The sequence below is a fragment of the Deinococcus proteolyticus MRP genome, assembly GCF_000190555.1.
Lineage (GTDB): Bacteria > Deinococcota > Deinococci > Deinococcales > Deinococcaceae > Deinococcus > Deinococcus proteolyticus.
Genome location: NC_015169.1, coordinates 249,183 through 261,124 on the forward strand (window position 1 = coordinate 249,183; position 11,942 = coordinate 261,124).

Consider the following 11,942-nt stretch of genomic DNA (forward strand, 5'->3'; position numbering starts at 1 on the left):
TAAGGCCGGAAGCTTGGGCAAAAGCTCAGGCCCAGGGGTTCAGCACCACTTTGACGCAGCCATCGTGCTTCTGACGGAAGGTCTTGTACAGCTCGGGTGCTTCGTCCAGCGTGGCGCGGTGGGTGATCACGAAGGTGGGGTCAATCTCACCGGCTTCGATGCGCCCCAGCAGCGGGCCGATATAGCGGTGGGTGTGGGTCTGGCCCATCCGGAACTGCAGCCCCTTGCCGAACGCCGCGCCCATTGGCAGCTTGTCCACCAGGCCGCCGTATACGCCGGGCACCGATACGGTGCCGCCCTTGGCGCAGCTCATGATGGCCCAGCGCAGCGCGGTGATGCGGTCGAAGGACATACCAGTCACGCGCTCGGCCATATCCAGCGCGTGGCCGGGGCCGTGGCCGTGGGCTTCCATGCCCACCGCGTCAATCACGTGGTCGGGACCACGTCCGCCAGTGGACTCCAGCAGCGCCACCAGCACGTCTTCCTGCTCGTAGTTGATGGTCTGGCAGCCGGCCGCTTCGGCCATCGCCAGGCGCTCGGGCACCCGGTCAATCACGATCACGTGGGCGGCGCCCAGCATCTGGGCACTGCGGGCGGTGAACTGGCCCACCGGCCCCGCGCCGAACACGGCCACCACGTCGCGGCCTGGCAGAATGCCGCACTGCTCGGCGGCCTGATAGCCGGTGGGGAAAATGTCGGTCAGGAACAGCACCTGCTCGTCTTTGAGGTCGGTTTCAATCTTGTAGGGACCCACGTCCGCAAACGGCACACGCACATACTGCGCCTGTCCGCCCGCGTAGCCGCCGAACATATGCGAGTAGCCGAACAGGGCGCTGCCGCTGGTGGCGCCGTAAAGGGCCTCGGCCATCCGGTGGTTGGGGTTGGAGTTGTCGCAGGCCGCGTACAGCCCGCGCTGACAGGGGTCACACACGCCGCAGGCGATGTTGAAGGGCACGACCACCCGGTCGCCCACCTTCAGCCGCTTGACATCGCGGCCCACTTCCACGACTTCGCCCATGAACTCGTGCCCCAGCACGTCGCCCTTTTCCATGCTGGGGATGGCTCCGTCCAGCAGGTGAAGGTCCGAGCCGCAGATGGCGGTCGAGGTGATTTTGATAATGGCGTCGGTCGGCAGCAGCAGCTCCGGGTCCGGAATGCGCTCTACGCCAACCTGATTGACTCCTTGCCAGACGATTGCTTTCATTGTTCACCCTTCCTGTCGGACGCATTGGTCTCGCCAGTCTTGTCGGTTGCGGGATTGCTTGCCTTGGAAGCCAGGGCCGGCTTCTCGGGTTGCGCGGCGGGCGCCGGCTGACGCTGACCGGCATCGGCGCGGCCGCTGGTCTGTCCATTGATGGTGGGGTTGTAACCCAGTTCCTGCTCGCGTTTGAAACGCATCAGGTCGTCGCGCAGCTGCTGAGCCGGCTCCTCGCCCAGCAGGCGGGCGGCCACAGCGCCAAAGCTGCCGCCGGGAGGACGGTAGGTCAGCCGCACGATCACTTCGGTGCCCCGGTCGCCGGGAGCGGGCCGGAACAGCACTTCACCGCTGTTCTCAATGCCCGACCCCGGCAGCGAACACCAGGCCAGGCGGCGGCCCGGTTCGTCGGCGGTGATTTCGGCTTCCCAGCTCACCTCGTTCATGGGCGCAGGGGCCTTGGCCGTCCAGCGCGAGCGGCGGCCGTCAAGCACTTCTACCCGTTCCAGGTGCGACATGATACGCGGAAGGTTAGGCAGGTCGCGCCACTGCCCGTAGATGGTGTCCACAGGCTTAGCGATGGTGGTCGCTTCGCGCACCTGCACCTCGCCCTGGTCGTTCTGGTCCACCTTGAGAGCGGTGGCCAGAGGGTTACGGCCGCGGGCAGCCATATAGCCCAGGCTGCCGCCCAGGCCCAGCAGCACCAGACGGCTGACGCCTGACTGGCCGAGGCCCGAAACCATCAGGGCGCCGCCCAGCACACCCAGGGCAGTACGCTCACTGCCTGGCAGTTCTGCGCCCGGCAGCTTCTTAGGAGGAACAGCTTTGGTGTTCATACAGGCACTATGGCGCACGCTTTCAGAGCCAAACGTGTGAAATTTTATGCTGCAGGACTGCACCAAGGTTTCCTAAAAGGCCGCTCCGGCCAGCTATACTTCCCGTCTCTCCGTGGAGGCTCTTTATGGAACATACTGTCTGGTCACTTTTCCCTCCCCTGCTTACCGTCGCCCTGGCCATCGTCACCCGGCGCGTGCTGCTGGCCCTGGGTGCCGGCATCCTGAGTGCGGCGCTGCTGCTGTCAGGCGGTGATGTCGGCGCCACCCTGCAAAGAGTGCTGGAGACATTCAGCGCCGTGTTCTGGACTCCGGGCGAAGACAGCGCCGGTGAACTGAATGTGTGGAGCCTGTCGGTCCTGGGCTTCTTGCTGCTGCTGGGGATTCTGACGGCGTTCGTTACTCTGACCGGCGGCGCCCGCGCCTTCGGTGAGTGGGCGCTGCGCCGCGTCCGCTCACGCCGGGCAGCCGGCGCGCTGGCCGCCGTACTGGGCGTCGCCATCTTTATCGACGACTATTTCAACGCCCTGGTGGTAGGTCAGGTGGCCCGGCCTGTGACCGACCGCCACCAGATTTCGCGCGCCAAGCTGGCCTACCTGATTGACTCCACCGCCGCGCCGGTGTGCGTGGTCTCACCCATCTCCAGCTGGGGCGCGTACATCATCGCGCTGATCGGCGGCGTGCTGACTGCAGAAGGCTTGGCCGGCAGTGGTCAGGGAGCACTGGGCACCTTCCTGCAGACCATTCCGCAGAACTTTTACGTCTGGGCAGCGCTGGGCCTGGTCGCTGTCACGGTCTGGACCGGGCGTGACTTCGGCGCGATGCAGCGCTACGAGGCCGAAGCACGCGGCGAGCTGCCAGCCGGCAGTGTGACAAGCGGCGCGGCCCCGGGCGAACTTTCGGCGGCGCTGCCGGTATCCGGCTCGGGCCGCACCGGCGACCTGCTGTGGCCTATCGGGGTACTGACGTTGGCCACGGTAGGCGCCATGTTCTGGAGCGGCGCGGCCGCCTACCGCGCAGAGACCGGCCAGGCAGCCACACTGCTGCAAATGCTGGAATACACCGACGTGGCCGGTTCGCTGCTGTGGGGCGGCGTGCTGGGCGTGCTGACCGCCCTGCTGCGCTGGCTGGGCCACTGGCGGCGCGGCGCTCTGGCGGCCGGCAGCCTGGCCCAGGGCATGCTGGAAGGCCTGCGGGCCATGTTCCCGGCCGTCGTGGTGCTGGTCCTGGCCTGGATGACCACCGACCTGATTGGTCAGCTGGGTACCGGCGACTATCTGGCGGGGCTGGTGCAGGCGTCGTTGCCAGCGGCCATCCTGCCGGCGCTGCTGTTCAGCCTGGCAGCGGCCATGGCCTTCGCCACTGGCACCTCGTGGGGCACCTTTGGGCTGCTGCTGCCGATTACTGGCGGCCTGCTGGGCACCGCCGCCCCGGAACTGCTGATTACCGGCCTGGCCGCCGTGCTGGCCGGCTCCGTGATGGGAGACCACTGCTCGCCCATTTCCGACACCACCATCCTATCGTCGGCCGGGGCCGGCTGCCATCATAGCGACCACGTGGTCAGCCAGCTGCCCTACGCCCTGGTGGGCGGGGCCATCACGCTGCTGGCTTACCTCGTCGCCGGTCTGAGTGGACAGTTCTGGCTGGGTCTGCTGACCGTTGTCCTGGGACTGGCCGCCTACTCCTGGTGGGTTGGCCGGGCCGGACAGCCACTGAGAGGCTAGGATTGACTGAGACTCCAGAGCCATGCCAACTCCAGAACCCCGCCGAAATGCAGGCGAAACGGTCTGTGGCGGCAGACTGCTGACCCCCTCCCCGTGTCCTGCGGCCCTGTTTGCCAGCTGGAGGGAGTTGTTCCTGCATAGTGCTGAAAAGTACAGTGCCGAAAAGTGGAAGCAGAAAATGACCACTGCAGACCTGCCAGATGTCGGGGCTTCCTTGCTCCCGCTGTGAGAGACCTGTTCAAGAACGCAAACGACACGCGGTGCTGTTGATGACTCGGCAATGATTGACATGGGCGTGCTCTCGCCCAGGCACAGCTGGACAGCCTCCGTAAGTCACCGCCCTGCTTCACTTGCCTCTCACCGAAATCTCTGAGCCTCCGCTGAACTTTGCTCTCAGAGGCGGTGGCTCCCAGGCTTTTTCTATCAATCAACACCCGAAAGTCCTCCGAAGGCTCAGCTTGAAAAGCCCACCCGGACAGGAGAATTCATTTGATAAGGCCACCTTTGCAGGATGAGTCACTTTTAGCGTTTTTATTAAAGCTTAGGGTGTGGGCCGAAACGGACAGTTCAACCTGTGGTCACGGGGACCGCAACAGATTTGGGAAGGTCTGTGTTCTCTGCTGCCGTTTCTGAAAGAGGTAAGAATATGAAAAAGACGACTTTTGTCGCCCTTGGTCTGGGCCTGCTGCTGGCCTCCTGCGGTAACGCCCCCAGTGCTCCCAGCACCCCCGCAGCGCCCGCTCCCGAAGCCGGTCAGGGCCTGACCCAGGTGCCCAACCCCGAGCGTGCCCGCAGCGCCGGCGAACTGGCTCCCCTGATTGAAGTGGACCAGAAGAACGTGATTGACGGCCAGTACATCGTGGTGCTGAGCGAGGGTGCCCTGGGCAGTGACCTGAGCGCCCAGAGCGAGAGCAGCCTGATTCAGGCCTTCGGCCTGCAGCCCCAGGGCGTCACCATGCAGTACATCTACGGCCAGGCGCTCGAAGGCTTCGCCGCCCAGCTCAGCGCTGAAAACCTGCAGATTCTGCGCGCCGATCCCCGCGTGAAGTACATCGAACAGGACCAGGTCATGCGTGCCAACGCCACCCAGAGCGGCGCCACCTGGGGCCTGGACCGTGTGGACCAGCGCACCCTGCCCCTCAACGGCACCTACGTCTACAACACCAACGCCAGCAACGTGACCTCCTACATCATCGACACCGGCATCCTGACCACCCACAACGACTTCGGTGGACGGGCCGTCTGGGGCACCAACCAGACCGGCGACGGCCGCAACACCGACTGTAACGGTCACGGCACCCACGTGGCCGGCACCGTGGGCGGCAGCACTTACGGCGTCGCCAAGGCCACCCGCCTGGTCGCTGTAAAGGTGCTGGGCTGTGACGGCTCGGGCAGCAACTCCGGCGTCATTGCCGGAATCAACTGGGCCGCCAGCAACCGCTCCGGCCCGGCCGTGGCGAACATGAGCCTGGGCGGCGGCGCCAGCCAGGCCACCGACGACGCCGTGAGCGGCGCCGTGAACCGCGGCCTGACCATGGTTGTGGCGGCCGGCAACGAAAACCAGAACGCCTGCAACGTGAGCCCCGCCCGCGCTCCGCTGGCGATCACCGTGGGCGCCACCACCCGCAGCGACGCCCGTAGCTCGTTCTCGAACTACGGCTCCTGCGTGGACATCAACGCTCCGGGCAGCGACATCACCAGCGCCTGGTACACCGGCAACTCCGCCACCAACACCATCAGCGGAACCTCGATGGCTTCTCCGCACGTGGCCGGCGGCGCTGCCCTGGTACTGTCCACCAACCCCAGCTACACCCCTGCCCAGGTGGCCAGCACCCTGAACGCCAACGCCACCACCGGGCAGCTGACCGGCCTCAACGGCAGCCCCAACCGCCTCCTCTACACCTTGGCAGGCACCGGCACCACCCCCACGCCCACTCCTACGCCTACGCCGGCCCCCGGTGAGCGTACCTTCACCGGCACCGTCAGCCAGGGCAACTCGCTGTATGCTCCCAGCGCCAGCGGTGAAGCCCGCAGCGGCACCATCACCCTGCAGCTGACCGGTCCCAGCGGCACCGACTTTGACCTGTTCCTGCAGCGTTGGAACGGCAGCAGCTGGGTGGATGTGGCAAGCAGCGAAAGCACCGGCTCCAGCGAGCGCATCAGCACCAGCGTGACCAGCGGCACCTACCGCTACGAAGTCTACGCTTACTCCGGTAGCGGTTCCTTTACCCTGACCGTGCAGTAACCTCTGAGCGCTGCAGCAAGAAGAAGCGGCTTCCCTTAGGAGGAGCCGCCTCTTCTTGCTTTCTCCTATTCAGGAGGGCACTGAATTAAGCTAGCCTGCCCCACGGAGGTGGCAGGAGCAAATAGACAGGGGTTGGAAGGCAGTATCCTTCGCCCTCCACCCCCTATGTCATGGCCTCCGCCAGGCAGACCTGGCCTGGATTTAGCTGGCCTGAGCGGCGCCGTGGATTTCTTTGACAGCACTCATAGCCGAGAGCAGGGCCCCTTCCTGCCAACCGTTCCAGTAGCTGATGTGCTCGCCGGCCAGCATCAGCGGACCGTGGCGGCGGCTGAGAACCTCGTAGGCTCCTTTGCGCTGCTCATCGCTGTAGGGAGCGTAGCAGCCCAGCGACCAGGGCACACGGTGCCAGCCCACGCTCACGCCGCTGATAAAGTCCTTTTCAATCTGCGGGTGAATCTGGGCATACTGAGAACGCACTTCCTTGAGGCGCTGGTCTGGGGTCATGCCGCTGTACTTCAGGGCGTTGGGACCGAACTGGTAGGCGGCCAGCAATACGCCGGTTTCGGCCAGGTTCTGCCCGGTCGAAGGGTAGCTGGTCACGGCAATGGGCAGGTCGGTGTAGGTCACGCCGCCGTAGATGTGCTCCTCGGTTTCCCAGAAGCGGCGGGACTCCAGCCCGGCCTTGAAGCTGGCCGCGTAGGCGATTTCCTTGGTGGCTTTGACCAGTTCCGGGTCGGCCTGCAGGTTGATCTGCGACAGCACGGACAGCGGAATGGTGCAGATGCAGTAGTCGGCCTGTACCTGCTGCTCGGCACCGCCGGCATCCTGATAGGTCGCCGTCACGCCACTGTCGGTCACGGTCAGGCCGGTCACGCGGGCCTGGTAGGTGATCATGTCGCGGGTGCGTTCCTCGAAGGCGCGCGCCATCTGGTCCATGCCGCCGACCGGCTGGAAAATGGCCTGCTGGTGCTCGTACACCAGCCCGTCGATGATGTTCTGCCAGTAGCCGTCTTTCAGCAGCTCCTCGCGGGGAATCAGGTCGGAAGGCTGGCCGGGACCGGGGTCGGTGCGGTCGCCGGGATCCACAGCGTAACCACGGTGGTAGCTGGAGACCATGCCCTTCACGTAGCGGGCACTGTCGTCCAGGGCACCCCACTGGCTGAGCGCCTCGATCATGGCGTCCTGATCGTCGCCGGTCAGGTCTTCTTTCAGGGCACCGGCATTGACGGCCTTGCTGAGCAGCTCGGCCACGTTGCCGTAAAAATCGGAGCGCACTTCGCGGATGCGGTACTTCTTGCCGGGGCCGGAGCGGTGAATGTAGGCGTTCTCGTTCACCTGAATAAAGGGCTCCAGCTTGACGCCGAACTGCCGGGCGTAGTGCATGTAGGTGTGGTGGTGATAGGGAATGCGCCAGGGGCCGGGGTTGAAGTAGTTGCCTTCCTGGAACTTCACCTGCTGGGTTTCGCCGCCCAGTTCAGTAAAGGTGTCGCCGCCGCGCAGGGTCCAGCAGCGGCCGCCGGCGCGGTCGTTGAATTCCAGAATCCGCACGTCGTAGCCGATCTTGCTCAGCTCGAATGCCGAGGACATCCCGGCCAGGCCGGCGCCCAGAATCAGCACACTCTTGCCCTGACCGCTGCCCTGCAACTGGGGCACGGCGTTGGTGCTGGCCTGCGCGAAGCCCAGCGAAGTCATGGCGTGGTAAGCGGCGGCGCTGCCCCCGACGGCTCCCATCATCTCGATAAAGCGGCGGCGGCTCAGTCCGCCTTTGATCGTCTTACTCATCCGGCATCATCTCCCAGCTCGGTGGAACGGGCGCCCTTGCGCAGCGGTGCAATCTCGCTGGCAGCGGTATCGCCCTCGAATTTGTTCAGGTCGTGGCGCAGATAATTGATAATCGCGGCCACCTGCTCGTCGGTCAGCTGATCGGCAAAAGAAGGCATCGCGCCGGCGCCGTTCAGGATGAAGGTCGCGGGATAGACGGCCGCTTGCAGGTTCTGGTTGCCGGCCAGCGCAGGGTAGTTCTTGGTGCCTGCGCCGCCGTCGGCCCCGGTGCCGCCGGGCATGTGGCAGCTCTGGCAAGCCGCCGCGTACAGCTCGGCGCCGGTTTCCACGTCAAAAGCGGGGTGGACGGTGGGCGCCGCGTTCTTTTCCTCGTCCGTGACGCTGGTGCCGCCGGCCAGGGCACCGTCTTCGCCCTCGGCCTGTACCTGGCCCTGGCTGGTGGGCGGCTGGGTGGAATCGCCTTCGCCGGCCGCGCCGCTCGCTGCGCCGCCAGACGCCGTTTCACTGCCGGAGCCGGTGCTCTGGGAGCCGGTGCCTTTTGAGCCGGCACTCTGGCCAGCGCCTTCGCCCTTCTGAACTCCAGCCGCCTGGGCTGCACGGGTATTTTCCTGGGCTGGAGTGGTGCGGGCGAAGCCCAGCAGCAGCGCCGTTCCAATCAGAAACAGCGCGGCCAGGGCCGCCACGGCTTTCCAAGCCGCCGATTTTGCTTGATCCATCGGGTTCTCTCCTCGGGGGGGTTAAAGGGAAGGCCGGCGAACTGTAGAAAGCGCATCCAGCCATACTTCGTGACAAATGACCCGCTGGGTCTACCGTCAACTTAGACCTTTTCGAGTGGGCAGAGCAACTGTTACGGGCCGTGGCAGTATCTGCTGGCAGACTCGGCCGTGACCGCCCTCCAGTCGGTCCGACAGGCCGTCTGCTCTTCTGGCGGCCACAACATCAGGCCGCCGCGCTGCCCAGCTTTCAGCCGTAAGGAGAACCCTGCTCCAGCACCACCACTGCCGAAGCGTGCTCGCGGCTGTGGGTCAGGCTGAGATGTGCCCGCCAGCCCCGCTGCGCCATCTCGGCGGCAATGTGCGGGGCGAAGTGCAGCCGGGGAGCGGCCCGCTCGAACGGGCCACCGGGGGTGGGGGCACGCTCCACCCAGACCTCCTGCCAGCCGAACGGACGCGGCCAGACCTTCTGAAAAGCTTCCTTAGCCGCGAACCGGGCCGCCAGCGAGGGAACCGGGTCGCGCTGGGCGTGGGCGTAGTCCAGCTCGGCGGGGGTAAAGAGCCGGCGGTAACGCTGAGGCTCGCGCCGCAGCAGCCCACGGATGCGCTCCAGCTCAATCAGGTCGTGGCCCACGGCGACAATCACGCGGGCCATGATAGCGGGCCAGCGGCCGCGGGCTTCAGGCGAACAGGTCGGACGACAGGTAGCGGTCACCCCGGTCACACACGATGGTCACGATCAGCCCACGCTCACCGGCGGCGGTCAGCTCGCGGGCCAGCTGCGCGGCGGCGTGGGCGGCTCCACCGCTGCTCATGCCGGCAAACACCGCTTCGTCACGGGCCAGGGCGCGGGTCATGGTGCGGGCGTCGGCCTCACTCACGTCGATAACGCGGTCTACACGCTCCGGCTCGTAGTTGGCGGGCAGGTAAGCTTCGGGCCAGCGGCGGATACCGGGAATGCTGGAGCCTTCGGTGGGCTGCACCCCGACAATCTGCACGGCCGCGCTCTGCTCCTTGAGGTAGCGCGACACCCCCATGATGGTGCCGGTGGTGCCCATGCTGGACACGAAATGGGTGACCTGCCCCGCCGTGTCGCGCCAGATTTCGGGGCCGGTGGTTTCGAAGTGGGCGCGGGGGTTGTCGGGGTTGCCGAACTGGTTGAGCATCTGGGCGCGGCCCGCGTCCACCTCGGCACGCATGTGGTCGATGGCGGCTTCCATGCCCCCAGCAGCGGGCGTCAGGGTGACGGTGGCTCCGTAGGCGCGCATGGTCTGCACACGCTCGGCGGTGGAGTTCTCAGGCATGACCAGTTCGATATCCAGGCCGTGCAGCCGCGCCAGCATGGCGAGCGCGATGCCGGTGTTGCCGCTGGTGGCTTCGATCAGGCGGGTGCCAGGGGCCAGCTCGCCGCGCTGCAGCACCCCCTCGATCATGGCGCGGGCCGCGCGGTCCTTGACACTGCCGCCGGGGTTCTGGCCTTCCAGCTTGCCGTAAACGTCCACCAGATCGGTGCTGAGGCTGTGCAGCCGCACCAGCGGCGTGTTGCCGATCAGGTCCAGGGCGGAAGCGTGCAGGGCGGAAGCGGGCGTAGAAGCAGTCATGGGGTGCAGTGTAGAGCGGGGGCAGCCGGGGCAAATGCAAGCTCGGACGTGCTGGCCCCTGGCACCCACCTCAGCCCGTGCGCACGTCCAGCTCGCCCCGGTAGTACACCTTGGCCCCGGCCGGAATGCTGCGGGTAATCCAGACATTGCCGCCGATCACGCTGCCGGCTCCAATCACCGTTTGCCCGCCCAGGATGGTCGCTCCGGCGTAAATCACCACGCCGTCCTCAATGGTAGGGTGACGCTTGGTGCCGGCCAGTTCTTTTTCGACACTCAGCGCCCCCAGGGTCACGCCCTGATACAGCTTGACCCCATTGCCAATGTGGGCGGTTTCACCCACGACGATGCCGGTGCCGTGGTCTATGCAGAACCTCTCGCCGATTTCGGCGCCGGGGTGAATATCTATTCCGGTGCGGCTGTGCGCCCGCTCGGTGAGCAGCCGGGGCAGCAGCGGCACGCCCAGGCGGTGCAGCCGGTGTGCCATACGGTACAGCGCCACCGCGTAAAAGCCCGGATAGGCCCGGATGACCTCGTAGTGACTGCGGGCCGCCGGGTCGCCTTCCCACATGGCATGGGCGTCAGCAACCAGCAGGCCATAGAGCTGCGGCACCCCGGCCATGAACTGCGCCGCCAGGGGATGGGCGCCGTCAGGCAGCTCGGCTCCCAGCGGGGTCAGGGTGCGGGCCAGTCCCGCTTCCAGGCGAATCAGCTCAGCTCGCAGGCAGTCCGCGTTCCCGATGCAGCGCCCAGTCTGCTCAGGAAACAGCGTGTACAGCAGCTCTTCGGCCCAGCCCACCACCCACTCACTGGGCGGATAGCGCCCGCCTTCGCGGTGGTGCTGGAGCAGCTGATTCAGGAAATCGTCGCTGAGAAAGGCCGGCACAGGCGTCATGGCAAGGAGTATAGGCAGGCTGTGCGCTCAGCGGGCTGCCAGTTCTTCAAAGGCGGCCAGTGCGCCGCGCAGCATATCGTCAAAGGCCGCTTGCGCCTGCTGCGGGTCACTGGCTGCCACACTGAGATAGAGCCGCTCATGGGTGGCAAAGTTCTCGGCCAGTGCGCCACGCTCGCTAAGGTGAGAGATGGAGCTGCGCAGCTGCTCGGTCAGCGGGGCCTGGATGGCCTGCATCAGCCGGAGGATGACCCGGTTCCCAGCCAGCCGCGCCAGGCACAGGTGAAACTGCATATCGGCCTGCACGTAGGCTTCGGGATCGCCGAGTGCCGCCCGGAGGTCTTCGAGCGCGGCGGACAGCTCAGCAGCCCCCTCGGGCGTGATTCGCCGCGCCGCTTCCCGCAGCGTAAAAGCTTCCAGCAATCGGCGGGCCTCGATCAGCTCGGCCAACTCGCTGGCGTCGCCCACCGCACCTAGCCAGCCGTCAAAGGTGGGCTCGCCGTCCCCCACCGAGCGCACCAGCGTTCCGCGTCCTGGCCGGGCTTCCACCAACCCAGCCGCCGAGAGCACGCTGAGGGCCTCGCGGACCCCAGCCAGACTGGCCCCGAACTGCTCGGCCAGCTGACGTTGCCCTGGCAGCCGCTCACCAGGTTTGTACGCGCCACTTTGAATCAGAGTCTGCAACTGTGCAGCAATGCTGGCCCCCACTGAAGGCTGGCGCTTGAGCGGCTGAATTTGGGCCTTCATCCTTTGGCCGGACACTTTCTGACTGGGCAGCTGCTGACTGGATACCTTCTGACTGGGTGACTTCTGACTTGGGGCGGCGTGCTGGGCTCGGGTGCGGGGCATGATTCTCCAGGTTCTACACGAATGCGGGAAGGATTTGAAATGGCTGCCTGACGGCATAACCGCCTACGCACCGGAAGCCCGGAGTTCTATTGTTCAGAACAGTTGACATTT

The 11,942-nt window shown here is 65.9% G+C and carries 10 protein-coding genes; 2 read left to right on the forward strand and 8 right to left on the reverse strand.

The genetic code is table 11. The features are described from left to right. Window positions 1–25: 25 nt before the first annotated feature. Both DEIPR_RS11325 and DEIPR_RS11330 read right to left on the reverse strand, forming a co-directional pair. A complete protein-coding gene (locus DEIPR_RS11325) occupies window positions 26–1,204 on the reverse strand; it encodes a zinc-dependent alcohol dehydrogenase (RefSeq protein ID WP_013623094.1) in 1,179 nt (392 codons plus the stop codon). After that, a complete protein-coding gene (locus DEIPR_RS11330; RefSeq protein ID WP_013623095.1) occupies window positions 1,201–2,031 on the reverse strand; it encodes an SRPBCC family protein in 831 nt (276 codons plus the stop codon). Before DEIPR_RS11330 ends, DEIPR_RS11325 begins: the two co-directional genes overlap by 4 nt. A gap of 125 nt (window positions 2,032–2,156) precedes the next feature. Between DEIPR_RS11330 and DEIPR_RS11335 the strand changes: the two genes are divergently transcribed. Beyond that, on the forward strand, window positions 2,157–3,752 hold the full coding sequence (locus tag DEIPR_RS11335; RefSeq protein WP_013623096.1) for a Na+/H+ antiporter NhaC family protein: 1,596 nt from the start codon (window positions 2,157–2,159) through the stop codon (window positions 3,750–3,752). 646 nt (window positions 3,753–4,398) lie between these two features. After that, on the forward strand, window positions 4,399–5,997 hold the full coding sequence (locus tag DEIPR_RS11340; protein WP_013623097.1) for a S8 family peptidase: 1,599 nt from the start codon (window positions 4,399–4,401) through the stop codon (window positions 5,995–5,997). A gap of 201 nt (window positions 5,998–6,198) precedes the next feature. Here DEIPR_RS11340 and DEIPR_RS11345 read toward each other — a convergent pair whose 3' ends face one another. From DEIPR_RS11345 to DEIPR_RS11370, 6 genes are all read right to left on the reverse strand, one after another. Next, window positions 6,199–7,779, reverse strand: coding sequence for a flavin monoamine oxidase family protein (locus DEIPR_RS11345; RefSeq protein ID WP_013623098.1), 1,581 nt, complete (start codon window positions 7,777–7,779; stop codon window positions 6,199–6,201). After that, window positions 7,776–8,495, reverse strand: a complete 720-nt coding sequence (locus DEIPR_RS11350; RefSeq protein ID WP_013623099.1) for a c-type cytochrome — start codon at window positions 8,493–8,495, stop codon at window positions 7,776–7,778. Before DEIPR_RS11350 ends, DEIPR_RS11345 begins: the two co-directional genes overlap by 4 nt. Window positions 8,496–8,742: 247 nt before the next feature. Further along, window positions 8,743–9,138 (reverse strand): 4'-phosphopantetheinyl transferase superfamily protein, encoded by a 396-nt coding sequence (locus DEIPR_RS11355; protein ID WP_041223031.1) that lies wholly within the window; start codon window positions 9,136–9,138, stop codon window positions 8,743–8,745. Window positions 9,139–9,172: 34 nt separating this feature from the next. After that, window positions 9,173–10,093: a cysteine synthase CysM gene (gene cysM / locus DEIPR_RS11360; protein WP_013623101.1), complete on the reverse strand. Its 921-nt coding sequence runs from the start codon at window positions 10,091–10,093 to the stop codon at window positions 9,173–9,175. Window positions 10,094–10,163: 70 nt separating this feature from the next. Beyond that, window positions 10,164–10,985, reverse strand: coding sequence for a serine O-acetyltransferase EpsC (epsC, locus tag DEIPR_RS11365; RefSeq protein WP_013623102.1), 822 nt, complete (start codon window positions 10,983–10,985; stop codon window positions 10,164–10,166). Window positions 10,986–11,012: 27 nt separating this feature from the next. Next, window positions 11,013–11,729 carry a FadR/GntR family transcriptional regulator gene (locus DEIPR_RS11370; protein ID WP_041222968.1) on the reverse strand — a complete coding sequence of 239 codons (717 nt, stop codon included), beginning with the start codon at window positions 11,727–11,729 and terminating at the stop codon, window positions 11,013–11,015. Between the last annotated feature and the right edge of the window lie 213 nt (window positions 11,730–11,942).